This is a genomic window from Bacillus sp. FSL H8-0545, assembly GCF_038006105.1.
Taxonomy (GTDB): domain Bacteria; phylum Bacillota; class Bacilli; order Bacillales; family Bacillaceae_G; genus Bacillus_A; species Bacillus_A cereus_U.
Genome location: NZ_JBBOUO010000001.1, coordinates 1834182 through 1852742, shown reverse-complemented (window position 1 = coordinate 1852742; position 18561 = coordinate 1834182). Strand labels below are relative to the sequence as shown.

Genomic DNA, 18561 nt, shown 5'->3' with positions numbered 1-18561 from the left:
TTTTCTTTGACTAATCTTTTCATTTGGATTTATTATAAAAGTATAACATAATTGCAGGAGGTGACATCTTTATTCCAAAGTAGGAATAAAGAACACACTTGGACATATTAAATATTTTTCTCATCTTTATACTTATCCTTATTTCTGGTTTTTTCGTTGCTTCAGAATTCGCTGTCGTAAAAGTACGAAAAAGTCGAATTGACCAGCTTGCTAATGAAGGTAATAAACAAGCATTAGCTGCAAGAAGCGTCTTATCTAATTTAGATGTTTATTTATCTGCTTGTCAGCTCGGTATTACTATCACTTCTTTAGGACTTGGTTGGCTTGGTGAACCAACTGTAGAGCATTTATTACGACCACTATTTGAAAGAATAAATATTACTGGAACAATGGCTAACACGCTATCCTTTATTATTGCTTTTAGTGTGATTACTTTTTTCCATGTTGTATTAGGCGAGTTAGTTCCTAAGTCTTTCGCAATCCAAAAAGCTGAAGCAATCACATTAAAATTTGCAAAACCGCTTATTTTGTTTGATAAAATTATGTATCCATTCATTTGGTTACTGAATAGTTCAGCTGTATTTTTCACTAAATTATTAGGTTTAGAACCTGCAAAAGAAAATGAACTTGCTCATTCCGAAGAAGAACTACGACTCATTTTAGGTGAAAGCTATAAAAGCGGCGAAATTAATCAAACCGAATATAAATATGTAAATAATATTTTTGAATTTGATGATCGTGTTGCTAAAGAAATTATGGTACCTAGAACTGAAATGGTTTGTTTATCTACTGAAAATACGTTAGAAGAAAATATGAAAATCGTTGCAACTGAAAAGTATACACGTTATCCTATTATTGAAAAGGATAAAGATGATATTATCGGAATGATAAATACGAAAGAGATTTTTCATAATCAAACAAAAGGCATTTACAAACCACTTGATGCTTACATACATCCTGTTTTAACTGTATTTGAAACAGTTCCCATTCGTAAAACGTTAATACACCTCCAAAAGAACCGCGTACAAATGGCGATTGTTATGGATGAATACGGTGGAACTGCTGGCCTTTTAACGATGGAGGATATTCTTGAAGAAATTATCGGAGAAATTCAAGATGAATTTGACGCAGACGAATCACCAATGATTGAAAAGCGTACTCCTAAGCTTACTGTTTTAGATGGGAAAGTACTCATTTCTGAAGTAAATGATATGTTTGGCCTACATATCGATGAAAGTGATTTAGATACAATTGGTGGTTGGCTTCTCTCTCAATCAATTGATTTAAATATTGAGGCTGGCTATTCAGTTGAATATGATGGTTTTCAATTTAAAGCATTAGAACTTGATGGGCATCAAATTAAAAAGATCGCTGTACATAAATTAGATACTACAAAGGAGTTATAAAGTGACTGTTTTACTAACAATTTGTATCATTGCTTGTTTCATTGTTTCATTTCTTGCCTTTATTTACCCCATTATTCCTGGCATCCTTGCCGTATGGGCTGGCTATTTCATTTATCATTTTGGAATAAATGGCGGAGAGTTAACGACATCTTTTTGGATTATTCAAGTCATTTTTACACTCTTCATTTTCGTTGCTGACTTTATTGCAAATGGATACTTCCTAAAAAAATACGGAAGTACAAAATCGGGCGAACGTGTTGGTATGGTTTCTATCATTGTCGGATCGTTCTTCTTCCCACCATTCGGGCTTATTATCATACCGTTCTTATCTGTATTTATTACGGAACTAATGCATAAAAAGGCGCCAAAAGACGCCCTTTTAGTCGGAATTGCAACTGTAGTCGGTTTTTTAAGTAGTACAGTAGCCAAAGCCATTCTCCAAATCATTATGATTATCATCTTTGTATGCTATATCATTTTTTAGCCATCCCTATTTTGGGATGGTTTTTTAATATGAAATACCTACTCGGCTTTTCTCGTATAAGCTTTTATTACGTAATCTCCATGTAAAATGAGCTGTATCACCAACTGTAATTTTGGATCCATCTGCTGGCAATATATCTTTTTCAGTTCGATATACCCCAGTTACATCACCGTCTATTAAATGAGTCGGACAAACAACAGTCCAACATAAATTACTGTTATGTAGCGCTTTATAAGCAGCTAAGTGGTCTTTCGCAGCTGTTGTTGTTTTTCTTTTCGATTCCTTTGATTGGAAACGATATATATTGGGGTTTGTTCGCGCTTGTAAAATACCAGCAGTTCCTATTGTAACAATTTTCTTTATGCCCTCTTCTTCCATTTGTTTTATAATAATCGGTACACTCTTCTCTAACGTTCCATTTCGATCAGTTCCAAGAGCACTAATTACAATATCACATCCTTTAATCGCTTCCTTTATATCGTCTCCGTTTAATACATTTCCCTTAATAACATGCAACCTTTCATGCTCTATTTCTACTTTACTCAAATCACGAACTAATACCGTCACTTCATATGAATCATGTAATGCCAATTTCATAATGTGTGACCCTACTCTACCTGTCGCTCCTAATATACATACTTTCATTTACTTTCTCCTTTTCAATTCTTTCTCTCTATTTTTCCGCAAAACTTACAAATACGCAACAAAAAAGCTCCCTCATATATGTGAGGAAGCTCTATTATCCATTTATTTCTTTTCTTTCGAATCTGAAGACTTATCTGTTCCGCTTGTTTCTTTATCTTTCTTTTCATCTTGCTTTGTTGTTGTGTCATCCTCTTTCTTTTTATCCTCATCTTTACTACAACCTACCATTAATAAAGAACTTGCAAGTGCCATAGCAGTTAATGACTTAACCCATTTGTTCATTTGCGTTTCCTCCCTTTGATAGAATATGTACAATCCCATATTACTCTTTATTTTTAAAGGAAAGATTTAAAAATAGTAAAGATACAGTAAACTTTTGTAAATTTTCGGATAACATAACCAATCTTTAATCCCCCCTCTAATTAGACATAAAAAAACTAAGGCGCCTTTCATTCCACCTTAGCTTTTCACGCGAATTTTTCATTTTCATATACATGTTTAATCTTATATTCCTTCTTCACAACATATTGCCAAACATTATATGCGTAACGATTCATTTTCACAAAACAATTTTCCAGAAAAGAACGAAACTCCGGGTTCGCAACTTCTACTGCCACTTGAGCAAACTTTAATGCCAATCGTTTCAAATGTGTAATATAACAAATAGCAATCCCCATATCCCCTGTATATTCATTATCTGTTTCCCTATCCATTTCTGTAAATTCCGGCCACATTTGTTTACAAGTTATATGCTGTACATTTTCTCCTTCTTGAAAATTCACTTGTTCATTATATGCTTGTAACATATACGGCAAATGATGCTGTAAAATATCCTTTAATTCTTCATCTCGAACCTTGCCCGTGTACTCTCCAACTTTATATATAAGTGTGTAACTATATGTCATCAATTCTTTCATACAATCCATTAAAGCTCCTCCCTTCCTATTTTTCATCTATATACTATAAATATGATGCGATACCATTCGCTATTCTTGCTAGAAACCAATCCCAGCTACTAATTTTCTCAAAATCTTCTTCAGAAAATCGTTTTGATTTATGAAAGTCTTCTTTTAATCGACTCCATACGTCAGCAACGACTTTCTTGTCATATATGAAACAGTTAGATTCGTTATTTAAATAAAAGCTTCTATTATCAAAATTCGCTGTACCGATATCAACGATGTCCTCATCAATGATTGTTACTTTCCCATGAAAAAATCCATTTCGATATTGATAAATCTCCGCTCCAGCATCTAACATGTCTTTCAAATAAGGATAGGCAGCCTGTTTTAACAATACGGCATCACTTTTAAATGGAACGAGTATTTTCACATGAACACCACGATTTAATGCATCTTTCAGTCCTTTTACCATCTCTTTACTCGGTACAAAATATGGTGTAGCGATAATTAAGGAATGTTTTGCCTTCTTTAAAAGCGCTCCGTACTCCTGCCATAAACCTTTCCCATTCGAAAATACATATTGATATTTTATATTTCCTTGTACAGGTAACTCTTGACGTATAGGGACCTTTTCTCCCGTATCTTCCTGCCAATCTTCCGCAAATTTCCGTTCCATATCAGTAGCTCCATTTCCTTCGATGCGTACATGATAATCACGCCACGGACCAAATTTAGGATCCTGCCCAAGATATTCCTTTCCGATATTGAAGCCACCAATGTACGAAACTTTCCCATCTATAGTAACAATGCGTCTATGATTACGTTGATGCAAAGAATAAAATAAGTTTTTTAATTTAAGTTTTTTACTAAATGTAAACTTCACGCCTTTTTCTTTTAATTGATTAATTATCTTTTTCTTAAGCTTATATCCGCCAATGCGGTCTACTGACAATTTTACATCTACTCCGCTAGATGCTTTTTTCTCTAATAATTGTAAGAATTCTTTACTTACCTCATCTTTACCTACAATATAAAAATGAATATACACATTCTTTTCTGCACGATTTATATTCTCAAATAAACTTCTATATAACTCATCACCGTTCGTATATAATTGAAAATCCCCTGATCGAATTTTTTCTAATTCATATCCACTAGCCATTTTCTTCCCCATTTCCACATCAACGTTCATCCATATGAATACACCTATAAAACAAATTATTACAATTAAAAAGTGCTTCATGGATACGTTCCTTTCTCTAACTACTGTTATTCCTATATCTTTCCTTTTTTTAAACATTATCATACAAAAAAATATGTCATTGCATGATATACGTCCATATCAAACAAGAGCTCATCTGCATATTGTATGTTGTATCTTAAAATAAAAGGAGGAAATAACAATGGGCTTCGCACATGGTAATGGATTTGCGCTACTAGTCGTATTATTTATCCTCTTAATTATCGTCGGTGCTGCTTGCTTCTGCTAAGCAGTTATTGTAATACGATATGGGGATGAAAAAACTATAAAAGCGGACACCTATTTTTAGGTGTCCGCTTTTCATTTCATAAAATCCCCTAGCCCATTACAAAAATAGTACCACTAGGAAAGTATTTTACATCAAAAAGTTAGCAGTGTAGCTACCTTCTTACTCTCCGCCTTACGAATATGACGCTGTTCTGCACGTAACACAGCAATTCGATGCAATTCTTTCTCCTCTTCTGTCTCAGGGATAACACGAGGTACAGGGACTGGATTATTCTCCTTGCTAAGCGCAACAAAAGTAACGAATGAAGTTGCTGCTACACGTTTTTCACCTGAAATTAAATCTTCTGCTACTACTTTCACAAATATCTCCATAGAAGTTCTTCCCGTCCAAATTACGAAAGATTCATAACTAACACAATCTGAAGAACGTACTGGGTATAAGAAATCTACCCAATCCATAGACGCTGTGACACATTCCATTCTCGAGTGTCTCGTTGCTGAAATTGAAGCAACCATATCCATCTCCGCCAATATCTTTCCACCAAATAGCGTGTTATGATCATTTAAATCCGTTGGAAATACTCGACTTGTTTTAAAAACTCTTGATTCATTAGCTGTTTTACCCTTTACTTCAGTCATTGTTATCACCCCTTTAATTATATATCTCTAATATCCAAACATTTACTACATCTCATGAACTACACGTTTAATATTAACAATTTTTAGAACTTTTAGTCCACAAAAAAAGAACCGATTTTATCAATCGGCTCCTCTAAATACATATTGTTCTTTCGGCTGTTCAACTTTATTCCATTTCGTTACTTCTAACACTGGAATATTTGCATGGAATGGCTGATAAAATTCAGTTGAAATTTCTCCTTCCACCTGAATCCAATCATCATTTTTCCACTCTACACCTTCTGGTTTTTTAACTAACATACCATATACACCCGAATCCGCAACACAATGTATAATACCGAAACGGAATAAGAAATATTGTTCCTTTTTAGAAGAATCATCTCGGAAAACAAATCCTTTATAAGACAGGGTTTTACCAGTAAATTCACCAGGATAATTATAAATTGTCTCCATACCCTTTAAGAAATCTTCATCTTTTAAAGTGATATTGTCTTTCGTAACAAACTCTTTCTTCCCTTTTTCCATTACACCACGATATCCTTCTTTCCCGTAATAAATACTCGTATCCGGTCTTAAGAATTGTCTTGTCATAAATGGATCTTTACTTTCCGCTTGTGCAACAGGAAAGTGAAACCCCTTCGCCTTAACAATGTCCGAATCTAATGTTGCAATTGGGAAAAATAATCCTGAAATAATCGGAAAACAGAACAGAGTATAAGAAAACGTTCGTTTCCACCATGTATTTTCATCTTTCGAATGATCATGCCCACAATGGCTATGATCACAACTGCAATCATGTTTCTCTTTTTCCTTTTGATGCTCTTTCTGGAAAACGATAATAATTTGTATAATCGTTAAGAAGCCTAAAATAATAGCTGCAGTTTTTGATAAATAGGCATACTTCATATTTATATACTTCGTAATGTTACCGGAAATATGAAGCTGTCCAATTAAAATTGTGAACCCTAGTAATATATATGCTCGAAACATAACCTACCACCCCATCGCATAAATGAGTAGTGAGCTTGCATAAACAACAAGTGTAACTGTAACCGTCACAACAATTACAAATTTTGTTTTAAATGTCGCAAGCATCATAAACATATTTTTAATATCCACCATCGGTCCATATACGAGGAACGCGACTAGTGACGCTGTTGAAAATGTACTTTGGAATGAAGAAGCAATAAATGCATCTGCCTCTGAACAAAGTGATAAAATGAAAGCAAGTCCCATCATAACAGCTGATGAAGAAAACGGACCTTGTCCAATTGCAAGCAATGTTGAAGTTTGTACAAATGTTTGAACCGCAGCTGCAATTAACGCACCTAGCACTAAATATTTTCCCATTGAGAAGAATTCCTCAACAGCATGTGTACATACATCCCACATTTTTTTACGTAACGGACGCTTATGATTCACTTCTGGGAAGTGATCATCTCTTAATTGATGTTCTTTAAACATAAATGATAATATAATTCCAACGATAATTGCTACGATAATCGCTACTATAGAACGATACCATACCATGTGCATACTACTTCCAAAAGCAACATATGTTGCAAATAATACAACTGGATTAATAATCGGTCCAGTTAACATAAATGCAATTCCTGCATAGGGTGGAACCCCTTTTCCGATTAATCGTCTTACAATCGGAACAATTCCACATTCACACCCAGGAAACATCATACCTAAAAAAGTAGCTAATAAAACAGACAGAAATCGGTTTTTAGGCATCCATTTTGCCACCATATCTTCTGTCACAAACATTTGAATGAATCCTGAAATAAATACACCAATTAGCACAAAAGGAAGTGCTTCGATTAATATTGAGATAAAGATTGTATTCATTTGCAGGAATGCTTTCGGTAATTGAAACAATTCCATGATGTATTTCCTCCAACTTTTCATTAACAATATGTAATTTTAACTCCATTTTATTATTTGAACAAGAGTTATATGGAATTCATAACCTTCATACACATTACATTTCACAAGTTATATTCTGTTCCAAAATTGAGATTTTATAGCAAAAAAAGCTGCTCTAGCGCAGTTTTATAACTATGCTAGAGCAGCTTTCTTATCATTAAAAGTAACGTTTCTTCCAAAAAACAAATGCTAAAGTGAAAGATAATGTTACACATATTATAAGTACAATTACAAAACCATATGCTTCCCCTTCAAATGGAACCTTTACATTCATTCCAAAGAAACTAGAAACCATCGTTGGTAATGATAAAATGATTGTAATAGAAGTCAACAGTTTCATAACACTATTTAAATTGTTAGAAATAACCGAACTAAATGTATTCATCATTCCACTTAAGATGTGACTATATATTTCCGCCATTTCAATAGCCTGCTTATTTTCAATTAATACATCTTCTAGTAAATCTTGATCGTCTTCATACATTTTCAAAAATGTACTGTTTCGCATTAATTTTTGAATTACAATTTTATTTGCCTTTAATGATGTTGTAAAATAAACTAAACTTTTTTCAAGGCCGAGCAATGTGAAAATTTCTTTATTTTTCATCGACTTATTTAATTGGTGCTCTAAATCGATTGTTTTTCGATTAATTTGCTTTAAGTACCTTAAATAATAAGTAGAAATTGTATATAAGAGCTGAAGTGCGAAGCGCGTCTTTTTAAACGTATAAAATTCTTTAATACGTTGATTAATAAAGCGTTCAAAAATTGGATTTTCTTCTAAGCAAATAGTAACAAAACAATCTGGCATTACAATCATACCTATTGGAATCGTGTCATAAATTGAATTTCCTTCTTCATCATGGCTGACTGTCGGAATATCCACGATAATTAAAGTATTATTGTCTTCCTTTTCAATACGAGAGCGTTCTTCATCATCCAAAGGATCTTTAATGAAATCTAAGTCTACATTTAAAGTTTGTACTAGATACTGAATTTCTTCTTCTGTTGGATGAAGTACATTAATCCAGCAGCCCTTTTGCATTTCCTCAATCTCTTGTAGTTTTCCGTTTCGGTCTGTTAAATAAATATTTAACATACTATCACCCCGATTCTTTTTACATGTGGGAATCTACCTCACTTAAACAACAGTTTTTGAACCGCTATTTTCAGCATATGAAACAAACGATTAAATTTCAATAGAAAAATTATTTTGAAAACGTTTTTTTAAGAAAAATCTTGTAAACATAGAAAAAGACAGAGTGTTCTCTGCCTTTTAAAAAGCTTATGTTGCCTTTATAACATATTTAGAAAGCATCCACAAGTTAAAGCCGACTGAAATCGTATAGCCAGCGTATGTTGAAATAATAAAACTTACATAATCAAAATAAGGTAGCAATACAATATTTAAAACTATCTTCACAGTTATTCCGATTACTAATCCTAGCACTGTTTTCTGTTGTTGATTAATTCCTTGTAACATGGCAGCGGTTACTGTAAATAGTGAGAATAGTATACAAGCAGGAGCATAATACTGCAAAATAATACTGCCCATCTCTGGATCATTTCCAGCACCAAATAAAAGAGTATACACTGGTTTTGCTAAAACCATCATTCCAATCGCCGCCGGTACGGTAATTCCTACCACTAATAAATTTGTCCTTGTAAGGTGTTTATACAGTAGCTTCTCATTTCCCGCTGTATAAGCTTTCGTCATTTCAGGTACAAGGGACATACTAAAAGCCGTTGCAACAGAAACCGGGATAAGTACAACCATCTGAACAAGACCAATTATCGCATTAATCTTTTCAGCTTCTCCTTGCATATATCCTACTTGTATAAGTAGCTTATTAATTGTAAATGTATCAATTGTCTGATATAACGGAATCGCTAAACCAACCACAACAAACGGTATTGAATATGTAAAGAGCTCCTTATATAACGAGAAAAAAGATTTCGTTGTTTGTGGTATACTTGCCATCTCTTTTTTCTTTAAATGTTTTCTCCTTCTTATATAATACGCACTTAAAACACTTAATCCACCTAGTGCTCCCATAAATGCTCCAAACGTTGAAATACCAACTGCCAACGAAACAGAAGCTTTTATGACATATAAAACGACAAAGCTTCCTATCAAAATAGTTAAGACCCGAAAAAATTGCTCTACAACTACACTGAGCGCAGAAGGTCCCATAGATTGAAAACCTTGAAAGAAACCACGTAACAAGCTCATTACAGGAACGAGTAATAACGCAAAACTTACAATTTGAATATTGTAAGTGACCGCCGTTACACTATTCCCCGACTGATCGTTTCCATCGATTACAAGTTCAGCTAAATGCGGCGCTAACATATATAACGTAAAACACGAGATAACCCCCATTAAAAGCATAAAAACAATACCACTCTTTAATACTCTCTTAACAGTATGATAATCATTGAGTTGATCATATTTTGATACCATTTTCGAAACGGCAAGTGGCAATCCCATCGTTGCAATACTAAGCATAATTGTATAAGGACGGTATGCATACGTATATAATACGTACCCACTCGTACCCACCATTGCTGTAAATGGTATAACATATATGAACCCTAACATTTTAGATATCATCGTTGCCATCGTTAAAAATATCGTTCCACGTAAAAACGGTGATCCTTTCATCACATTCCCCCGCTACGCTTTATTATTACACATTATGGACAACTCCTTTTTTTTAGAACCGAAACAATTAAAAAAAGCCAATGAAAAATCATTGACTTTAATGAGTTGTTTTTCTCTTTTTCAAAAGCTTTAAACCGAAGTATAAAGCAATAAAGAAAACCGCTCCTATAATTATGTAATGTGTGTAATCAGATGCATATTCTTTAATATGTCGCCAATTTCCACCAAGCTTTTCTCCTAAATATATAAAAAGAATTGACCATGGAATAATCGCTACTACTGTATACATTGTAAAGAGTTTTAAAGGCATCTTTGCTAATCCTGCTGGAATAGAAATTGCATGACGTACAACTGGGATAAAACGTGCAGAAAATATCACTCCAGCTCCATAACGCTTAAACCAATTTTCTGCTATGTCTAAATGATGTTTATTAATAAGCAGATATTTTCCGTATTTCTCAACAACAGGACGCCCGCCGTAGTATCCAAGCCAATATAAAAAGATTTGTGCTAAAGTACCACCGATTGTTCCAGCGATAACAGCTCCGACAAAACTAATTTTTCCTTCTGCAACTAAAAATCCTGCATATGAAAGAACAATTTCACTCGGGATAATTTCAATCATTAAACCTAGTGCTACTCCAAAGTATCCTAGACTTGCAAAGAATTGCAATAACTGATCTATTATGTTTGCTAACATCTTCTTTTCTATCTCCTTTTTTCTTCACATATCATCCCATTATCACATAAAGGTTGCAATCTGCCAATATCTTCATTAAAACAATATGTATAGCAACACTAATCTATTAGTTTTTCTTTCTGTGGATCTTTCATGTAGGCAAACATTTCTTTAATTTGCTCTTCAGTATTTCTAGCAATTGATAAATCTGGCAATTCATCCTCACCAAAAAACTCTATTTCTTCTGTTTCAATACTAGTTTTCTTTTCTCCACCTACAATCTCACATCCAATGAAAATCTTATATACATGTGTTGCTGAAGGTGATGGTTGATGTTTTTCTTTATCGAATATAGCTAATAATTTAAAATGAGCTACTTCATATCCTGTCTCTTCTAAAACCTCTTTCGCTGCGACTTCTGTTGGAGTATGACCAATATCGGCCCATCCACCTGGCAATGCCCATTTCCCATCACTTTTTTCTTTCACAAATAATAGTTTTTCATTTTGAAAAATTACTGCTCGTATATCCACTTTTGGTGTTTGATAGCCTGTCTCACTTGCAAATAATTTTTCCACTACTTCCCAATCTGTTTTTGTGTAATGGGACATCATAGAAGTTGAAATATCTCTTAATTGTTGGAAACGCTCTATATCATACACATCCTTGGAATACGTTAACCCTGCCTGGGCTATAGATTGTATTTGCTTTACCCAATCAATCCATTTAATCGTCATCTCTACACAACCCCATTCTCTATTATATTCATACTATTTCACTTTTTATCGATACTTCTTTATTATACAAAAAAGAGATTGATAATGTTTCAATCTCTTCAAAATTAATCCAATTCATGTAAGTGGTCTTGTATATACTTCCTTTTTTTATTTATATATTCACAAATCATATCAGCCTCTTGGTCAAATGTTTCGATTTTTTCTTTCATATATGGATCTTGTATTAAATATGGACGAATCGATTCACACATTTCTTCTACTTTCGGCCTCATAAAAGAAATTGTAAATTTCTCTTCTAATATTTCTTCTAAAATACTTCGATATTGTTTTCGAATTACAGGTATATCTAACAATCTTGCACTTAACGTGTTGTATCCTTGAATACGAATATACTCATGATTAAGTGGTCTCCCTTGTACATCGCGCCCCCAAGTCGCATCATAATCCCACGGTATGACTTCAAATAAATTTGTTTCATCGTTATGATATAGTGCATAATTATGAACAAAACCGTCAAAATTTTGTGTAAAAATAACTCCAGCTAACCACCGTAAATATTTATCTACATTTAGAAACTTCCCAATTTCTTTTTCATAATCTTCCTTCGACAAAGTATTCGCTTGAAATACAAATTCGCTCAGTTGTTCTTCACTATTTTCATTCAAATATTTAAATTCATACCCTGCAAAGAGCTCTGTCTTAACATCTTTATCTCGCTCACTCATTAAAGAAAAGTTCGCATCATCATCGATCGCATAATAAATAGAACCACTCGGTAATCCTCTACTTTTTAAAAAGTTTTCATCAACTGATTCTAACTGTAAATATACCCCTTGAGTTTGACCATTAATTTTTATAAATACATGTTGTGACTTTGGTGAAAGTACACCAATATCATGAAAGAAATCTAGAGATAATTTATTTCGTATGAGAGACGGATCCATAAACTCAGAATTTAAATGAAATTCTTTCGCACCTTGAAATTTTTTCGGTTTATAAAACATAACATGATAAGATTTTTTCTCAAATTCACGAATATGAGCACCACGGTAGACAATATCAATGTCATACTTCTTTTTTCCATAAGTTAATTTTGCTGGCACTGGACTATCTGACCAAATGTCTTTTTTCAATTCCACTAAGTACATTGGATGAACAAAAAAATCATATGAAGGCAGCATGTTTTCTCATCCCTTCTCAGTTCTCTTCATTCAATGTATGCACCACGCCTTGTCCATACATCCGCTATCATCCATTTATATAAAATTACACTCTTGTCCTGTTCAGAAAGAAACCGTATCTCATATCATGTTAAGGAAAAAGAATACCTTTTCAATTTAATACACCATAAGGAGGATTTCTATGAAACGTGATATTAGAAAAGCTGTTGAAGAAATCAAAAGTGCAGGGATGGAGGATTTCTTATATCAAGATCCAAGTAATTTTGAGTGCGATGATGATAAATTCTCTCATCATAAATGTACAACAGGGCGTAAATGTACAACAGGGCGTAAATGTACAACAGGACGTAAACGTACAACAGGGCGTAAATGTACAACAGGGCGTAAATGTACAATAGGGCGTAAACGTACAACAGGGCGTAAATGTACAAAAGGGCGTAAATGTACAATAGGGCGTAAATGTACAACAGGGCGTAAATGTACAACAGGGCGTAAATGTACAACAGGGCGTAAATGTACAACAGGGCGTAAATGTACAACAGGGCGTAAATGTACAACAGGGCGTAAATGTACAACAGGGCGTAAATGTACAACAGGGCGTAAATGTACAACAGAGCGTAAATGGAATGATTACAAAGATAGCGGACACAAGTCCTCTTCTTGCAAAAATAAAAAATTCGATCACTTCTGGTATAAAAAGCGTAATTGCTAGTTTTTATACCCACCAAAAAAGACCGCATTGCGGCCTTTTTTACGTTTACTGAAAATAGCTTATATCTGCAAATTGTTTTACTTTACCAAGATTTCCATCAAATTCAATCACACTAAGACTCGCGCTGTGCATGAATGGATCATCCCATACATTTGCAATTTCAATACCCGCAAAATGTCCTACAAGTAATTTCGCCGCTGCCGCATGAGAAACAATTAATATATTTTCTCCTTTATGCTTTTCTAATAGAAGCTGTATCCCTTTAATAACTCTTTTATAAACAGACCCAAAATTTTCTCCTGATGTTGACTGAAAAAGATGTGGCTCATTCCAAAATAAATGTACTTCTTCTGGATATTGCTTTTCTATATCCGCGATTGTTTGTCCTTCCCATATACCCATATTAATTTCATAGAAGTGCTCATCCTCTATAATAGGTATATTACGTTCACCTTTTATTAACTCCGCAGTATGAAGGGTCCTTTCACTCGGACTACTATAGATCGCATGAATCGATAAATCTTTCATTCGATCCCCTAATTGTTTCGCTTGTAACATACCATTTTCAGTTAAAGCTGAATTTTTCCGTCCTTGCATTCGTTTCGCTACATTCCATTCCGTTTCACCATGCCTTGTTACATAGACAGTTGTTTTCATTTCTTATTCCCCCTCACCATTTTGGTCGTAATTCCCACGGTTCTACTCTCCCTACAATCCATTCCGCTCGTTTACTTTCAATCCCTTTTATAACCCCATCCGCTATCTCTTCATTGGTAAGCCATCTTCCGTATGTACCTTCTAACATAAAACCTAATATAATTCTGTGATAATTACATTGTGTACCACCTATTTTCGATGCGGTCATACGCGATGCTTTACTGCCCAAAATATGAAATAAACTATATGTTTCAGACGACAAATCTAGTTCTTTACAGATGTTTGATAGCGCATGCTTTGCACTTGAGTGTACCCATGCGACAACTAATGTTATTGGACCATTTTTCTCAATCGTACTTTTAATAGCTAACTTTACATCGTCATCATTATGATAATCTAACGAAAGGCATGTAATATTTTCTGGTGCAGGACTCATTCGCTTTACACTTTCTAATTTCACTTCATCTCGTCCAATAATAGAAACATGGAACCCTTGATTACAAAACCACATGGAAACTTTCTTTAACATCCCTGTTCCACCAATTACAAGTGCATGCAAATACTCGTCCTCCTTAGTAAAATGTCATATGAGGTTTCTCATCCTTATAATAATTTAGACGGTCTTCTAGCGTCCCTGAATGAAACTCAAACTTGTGACCATCAGGATCAACAAAATATATAGACTCACAATCTCTTACATCACGTTCTCTTCCTTGTAAAATATGAACATCATGTTCTTCTAACCGCTGTAGTAAGCTTTCAAAGTCTTCTTGTTCAACAGAAAATGCAATATGTGTATAAGATCGGTGAATTTCATTTCTCGGAATATGCGCCTCTTCATTAAGTGCTATCCATATCCCGCATATATTAAAATATGCAAGTTTTCTCCCTTTAGCCAATAATTTTCCTTCTAGTACTTTTTCGTAAAACATAATAGATTTTTTTAAATCGGAAACTGAAAAGCAAAGATGATTGATTCCCTTTAACAACTATGGCTCCCCCTTATACAAATAAAAGATGAGCGAAAATTCACTCATCTTTTATTATACTATTTTTTTGTAATATATGCCCATTTATAACTGAAGTCTCCACCAAACGTATGGTTAGCAATACCTTTTACATACGGCTTCTCTAAATACGCTGTACTTTGCTGATACACAGGTGAGATTGCAGCGTCTTGACCAATTAGGATTTTTTCAGCTTCCGCAAGTGCTTTCCAGCGTGCTGCATCATCTTTTAATAGTTCCCCTTTTGATTTCGCTACTAAATCATCATACTTCGGATTAGAATAATCCATTTCATTAAATGTGCTTCCAGTAACGAACATATCAATATAAGTCATTGGATCTGGATAATCTGGACTCCATGCAGATAATGAGAATTCATATTCAAATTTCTTTTCTAAATCTAGTTTCTGCTTATATGGTTGTTGTTTCAAATTCACTTTAATACCAGGTAAATTTTTCTCTAACTCTTCTTTAATAAAGTCGCCCACTTTTTTACGGCTACCGTTATCATCATTTAGAAATTCTACTGTAATTGTATCTTGGCCAAGTTCTTTCTTCGCTTCTTCCCATAATTTTTTTGCTTTTGCTGCATTGTCTTTACTGTCACGGAAATTTTTATTTACAGAACGGAAATCTTTTCCATCTGGTCCTGTCGTAAATTTTTCAGGGACTAAGAAATATGCTGGTAATGAGCCATCATTTAAAATAACATTTGCAATTCCTTTTTTATCATATGCCAGATCAATCGCTTCACGTACTTTTTGGTTTTTAAATGTTGCATTTTTTTGGTTAAAGCGCAAGAAATACATACGTGGATCTAACTTCGTTTTAAATTCATCTGGCTTATTCTTTTTATATTTATCAACAAATTCAGAACTTAAAATAACTCGATCTGCTTGATCACTATCATATAAATTTACTCCCGTGCTCGTTTCCTTCACAATACTTACATTAATTTCTTCTAACTTTACAGTATCTTTATCCCAATAATTAGGGTTTTTCTTTAACTGATAACTTTGCTCATGTTTCCATTCACTCATTGTAAATGGTCCATTGTACAATAATTTATCTGCTTCTAATGCGTATTTATCCCCCTGTTCTTTCACATATTTTTCATTTAAAGGGAAAAATGTTGGGAATGAAGTAAGTTCAAGGAAATACGGTGCTGGTTGTTCTAATTCTACTACTAACGTTTTATCATCCTTCGCTTTCACTCCTAATTGATCTAACGGTAATTCTCCTTTATTTACTTTCTGTGCATTTTTCACATCAAATAAAATGAATGCATATTCTGCAGCTGTTGCTTTATCTAATGTACGTTGCCATGCATATACAAAATCTTGCGCTCGAACTGGATCTCCGTTTGACCACTTCGCATCACGTAATTCAAATGTATATGTCTTTTTATCTTCACTAATCTTCACATCTTTTGCCATACCTGGAGTTGGCTTATTATCCTTGTCCAAACGATATAACCCTTCCATTGCATTTACAAAGGCACGGAATGATACAGAGTCTGTTGATTTTGATGTATCCATTGAAGGAATTTCTGCTGTTTCTAGTAAGTTTAATACTTGCTTATCTGCTATTCCCTTACCTGCTTCTTTCTTCGTTGTAGATGCCTTCTCCCCACTTCCGCAACCTGCAACCAATACACTCGTCGATAATGCAACTGCAGCAATCGCTGTTACCTTTCTCTTCATTCTTCCTTCCCCCAATCTATATGTATAAATGAAAGCCAGTATAATATATATTATTATACAAAAGATTCAGATTATTTCAAATATTATTTTTCACAAATAAAAAAGAAGCAGATAGAGAGTTCTTTCCATCCGCTTCTTTTTCTATCATTTTTACTTGCAATCCATCCTCTATTTCAAACGGATTTTGAACCTTGAATATTTCTTCCATCATCTTCAAAAACTCTTCTTCATTTTTAGATTCACCATTAATCGTAAGGGAGTATGGCTCAATTTCACTCAATTTATAATCAACAATAAATTGAATTGTAACTTTTTGTCTTGGCATCCCTGGGCTGTATCCTTGAAATTCTACTAATTCCATACCTTCCGAACCACGATAATATATCCACCCTGAATTTTGAAAATAGCTTTCAAACGATTCACCAATCGAAAAGAACGGATATTCATAAAGCGAACTTGTACGTACTTTTTGTATAATATCTCGATCAGTCGGAAAAAAGAAATGACTGAAAAAAATACTAGCAACTGCTAAAATAGTAACGATTGTCGCTCCCATTTTACTTGTTCCGCCACTATCACGAATGAGATAATTTTCAACCGATTCATCTTTAATTCCCCGTGCTTTTATTCTATATATACGCCTTTCTGCAAATTGATAATATAATCCATTTGCAAAAATCCCCATCCCAAATAGAATAAAAACGAGTAATAAAAACGTGAGAGGCACCATATTAATGATTGGCAATGCTACGTTGAACCCCATATAATAAGAAAATGCATCACATGCTACTAATAACAGTATAAATAAAGCAGCAGGTAAATAATACTTACGATATCCAAGCCAACCTACATTGAAAATAGCAGCCCAACCATTCCAGCTCCACCTAGCAATTCGCTTATTCTCAAGCTCCCATTTTCTTTTGTAATATCGATATTGTCTCCCTACATATACTTCTAATTCTTTATCTATTAGCGAGCTTTCTTCACCTTGTTCATTGTGCAAGTTTCGTTGACAATTTGCACAATTCAACTGATTACTCACGCAAGGTTGCCCACAATTTATACATTCCAAAACAATCCCTCTTTCCTTCCACACTTCATTTCAAAATACCTTCGTGTTTTAACAACCACTCTTTCCTCCATAAACCACCCGCATACCCTACAAGCTTTCCACTCTTTCCTATTATGCGGTGACACGGAACAATAATTGAAATGGGATTACGACTATTTGCTCCTCCTATCGCTCGTACAGCTTTCGTATTTCCAACCTTCTCTGCAATATCTAGATATGAAGCACTTACGCCGTACGGAATAGTATAGAGCGCATCCCATACATTTTTTTGAAATGATGTTCCCTCAGCAGACAGCGGGATTGTAAACTCTTTTCTTTTTCCTTTAAAATATTCATCTAACTCATTTATACATTGTTCTATCATTTCATTTGTATTTTCTTCTTGTCGCTCATCAACAAATATAACAGACGTAATTCCTTCTTGATTCGCTGTAATTTCCAGCAAACCTAGTTCACTTTCATAATAAGCCTGGTACATATGTTATCCTCCCATCCAGTTCATATTAGTCATTGTAACACGAATAGACAAAATTTTTCGTATAGGCGTTTTATTAGTAAAGCAAAAAAGTGAATGATACAATGTAAGAAAATTCGGTTCTGGTGCAAAAAAGATGATAAATAAAAAAGAATCAATGATTCCTAACGGAATCA

At 34.0% G+C, this 18561-nt stretch carries 22 protein-coding genes; 4 read left to right on the top strand and 18 right to left on the bottom strand.

Annotation, left to right across the window (positions count from 1 at the left end):
- Nucleotides 1–98 precede the first annotated feature (98 nt).
- Both MHI07_RS09795 and MHI07_RS09790 read left to right on the top strand, forming a co-directional pair.
- Nucleotides 99–1406: a hemolysin family protein gene (locus MHI07_RS09795; RefSeq protein WP_002200762.1), complete on the top strand. Its 1308-nt coding sequence runs from the start codon at nt 99–101 to the stop codon at nt 1404–1406.
- A gap of 1 nt (nt 1407) precedes the next feature.
- Nucleotides 1408–1890, top strand: a complete 483-nt coding sequence (locus MHI07_RS09790; protein WP_000217328.1) for a DUF456 domain-containing protein — start codon at nt 1408–1410, stop codon at nt 1888–1890.
- A 24-nt stretch (nt 1891–1914) separates the two neighbouring features.
- Here MHI07_RS09790 and MHI07_RS09785 read toward each other — a convergent pair whose 3' ends face one another.
- The 4 genes from MHI07_RS09785 to cls all read right to left on the bottom strand — a co-directional run bounded on the left by MHI07_RS09785 (nt 1915) and on the right by cls (nt 4680).
- Nucleotides 1915–2535, bottom strand: a complete 621-nt coding sequence (locus tag MHI07_RS09785; protein ID WP_340823352.1) for an NAD(P)-dependent oxidoreductase — start codon at nt 2533–2535, stop codon at nt 1915–1917.
- A 102-nt stretch (nt 2536–2637) separates the two neighbouring features.
- On the bottom strand, nt 2638–2817 hold the full coding sequence (locus MHI07_RS09780) for a hypothetical protein (RefSeq protein WP_002148549.1): 180 nt from the start codon (nt 2815–2817) through the stop codon (nt 2638–2640).
- Nucleotides 2818–3002: 185 nt separating this feature from the next.
- Nucleotides 3003–3461, bottom strand: a complete 459-nt coding sequence (locus MHI07_RS09775) for a spore coat protein (protein ID WP_002158153.1) — start codon at nt 3459–3461, stop codon at nt 3003–3005.
- A gap of 34 nt (nt 3462–3495) precedes the next feature.
- Nucleotides 3496–4680: a cardiolipin synthase gene (gene cls, locus MHI07_RS09770; protein ID WP_002158154.1), complete on the bottom strand. Its 1185-nt coding sequence runs from the start codon at nt 4678–4680 to the stop codon at nt 3496–3498.
- A gap of 160 nt (nt 4681–4840) precedes the next feature.
- Here cls and MHI07_RS09765 point away from each other — a divergent pair, with 160 nt between their 5' ends.
- Complete coding sequence (locus MHI07_RS09765; protein WP_000505094.1) at nt 4841–4927, top strand: YjcZ family sporulation protein; 87 nt, start codon at nt 4841–4843, stop codon at nt 4925–4927.
- A 131-nt stretch (nt 4928–5058) separates the two neighbouring features.
- On the opposite strand, the gene MHI07_RS09760 is transcribed toward MHI07_RS09765, so the two are convergent.
- The 8 genes from MHI07_RS09760 to cotH form a co-directional block, all read right to left on the bottom strand.
- On the bottom strand, nt 5059–5565 hold the full coding sequence (locus MHI07_RS09760; protein ID WP_002200764.1) for an acyl-CoA thioesterase: 507 nt from the start codon (nt 5563–5565) through the stop codon (nt 5059–5061).
- Nucleotides 5566–5685: 120 nt separating this feature from the next.
- Nucleotides 5686–6555: a TIGR03943 family putative permease subunit gene (locus tag MHI07_RS09755; RefSeq protein WP_002200765.1), complete on the bottom strand. Its 870-nt coding sequence runs from the start codon at nt 6553–6555 to the stop codon at nt 5686–5688.
- Nucleotides 6556–6558: 3 nt separating this feature from the next.
- Nucleotides 6559–7455: a permease gene (locus MHI07_RS09750; protein WP_002118586.1), complete on the bottom strand. Its 897-nt coding sequence runs from the start codon at nt 7453–7455 to the stop codon at nt 6559–6561.
- A gap of 199 nt (nt 7456–7654) precedes the next feature.
- A complete protein-coding gene (locus MHI07_RS09745) occupies nt 7655–8596 on the bottom strand; it encodes a magnesium transporter CorA family protein (RefSeq protein WP_078181202.1) in 942 nt (313 codons plus the stop codon).
- A 186-nt stretch (nt 8597–8782) separates the two neighbouring features.
- Nucleotides 8783–10162 (bottom strand): putative polysaccharide biosynthesis protein, encoded by a 1380-nt coding sequence (locus MHI07_RS09740; RefSeq protein WP_002158157.1) that lies wholly within the window; start codon nt 10160–10162, stop codon nt 8783–8785.
- A 97-nt stretch (nt 10163–10259) separates the two neighbouring features.
- Nucleotides 10260–10862, bottom strand: a complete 603-nt coding sequence (locus MHI07_RS09735; RefSeq protein WP_215581434.1) for a DedA family protein — start codon at nt 10860–10862, stop codon at nt 10260–10262.
- A 98-nt stretch (nt 10863–10960) separates the two neighbouring features.
- Nucleotides 10961–11578, bottom strand: coding sequence for an NUDIX hydrolase N-terminal domain-containing protein (locus MHI07_RS09730; protein ID WP_002158159.1), 618 nt, complete (start codon nt 11576–11578; stop codon nt 10961–10963).
- A gap of 104 nt (nt 11579–11682) precedes the next feature.
- Complete coding sequence (gene cotH / locus MHI07_RS09725) at nt 11683–12759, bottom strand: spore coat protein CotH (RefSeq protein ID WP_340823340.1); 1077 nt, start codon at nt 12757–12759, stop codon at nt 11683–11685.
- Between the two features lie 181 nt (nt 12760–12940).
- On the opposite strand from cotH, the gene MHI07_RS09720 reads away from it, so the two are divergent.
- Nucleotides 12941–13471 carry a CotG/ExsB N-terminal domain-containing protein gene (locus MHI07_RS09720; RefSeq protein WP_340823338.1) on the top strand — a complete coding sequence of 177 codons (531 nt, stop codon included), beginning with the start codon at nt 12941–12943 and terminating at the stop codon, nt 13469–13471.
- Nucleotides 13472–13516: 45 nt separating this feature from the next.
- On the opposite strand, the gene MHI07_RS09715 is transcribed toward MHI07_RS09720, so the two are convergent.
- From MHI07_RS09715 to MHI07_RS09690, 6 genes are all read right to left on the bottom strand, one after another.
- Nucleotides 13517–14128 carry a phosphoserine phosphatase 1 gene (locus tag MHI07_RS09715; RefSeq protein ID WP_340823336.1) on the bottom strand — a complete coding sequence of 204 codons (612 nt, stop codon included), beginning with the start codon at nt 14126–14128 and terminating at the stop codon, nt 13517–13519.
- A 13-nt stretch (nt 14129–14141) separates the two neighbouring features.
- The gene (locus MHI07_RS09710; RefSeq protein ID WP_340823334.1) at nt 14142–14687 is read right to left on the bottom strand and encodes a short-chain dehydrogenase; all 546 of its coding nucleotides are present in this window, start codon (nt 14685–14687) and stop codon (nt 14142–14144) included.
- Between the two features lie 13 nt (nt 14688–14700).
- On the bottom strand, nt 14701–15117 hold the full coding sequence (fosB, locus tag MHI07_RS09705) for a FosBx1 family fosfomycin resistance bacillithiol transferase (protein WP_340823332.1): 417 nt from the start codon (nt 15115–15117) through the stop codon (nt 14701–14703).
- 59 nt (nt 15118–15176) lie between these two features.
- On the bottom strand, nt 15177–16838 hold the full coding sequence (locus MHI07_RS09700; protein WP_215581424.1) for a peptide ABC transporter substrate-binding protein: 1662 nt from the start codon (nt 16836–16838) through the stop codon (nt 15177–15179).
- Between the two features lie 76 nt (nt 16839–16914).
- Nucleotides 16915–17910, bottom strand: coding sequence for a DUF2628 domain-containing protein (locus tag MHI07_RS09695; protein WP_215581422.1), 996 nt, complete (start codon nt 17908–17910; stop codon nt 16915–16917).
- Between the two features lie 25 nt (nt 17911–17935).
- Nucleotides 17936–18388, bottom strand: coding sequence for a methylated-DNA--[protein]-cysteine S-methyltransferase (locus tag MHI07_RS09690; protein ID WP_097905880.1), 453 nt, complete (start codon nt 18386–18388; stop codon nt 17936–17938).
- Nucleotides 18389–18561 lie beyond the last annotated feature (173 nt).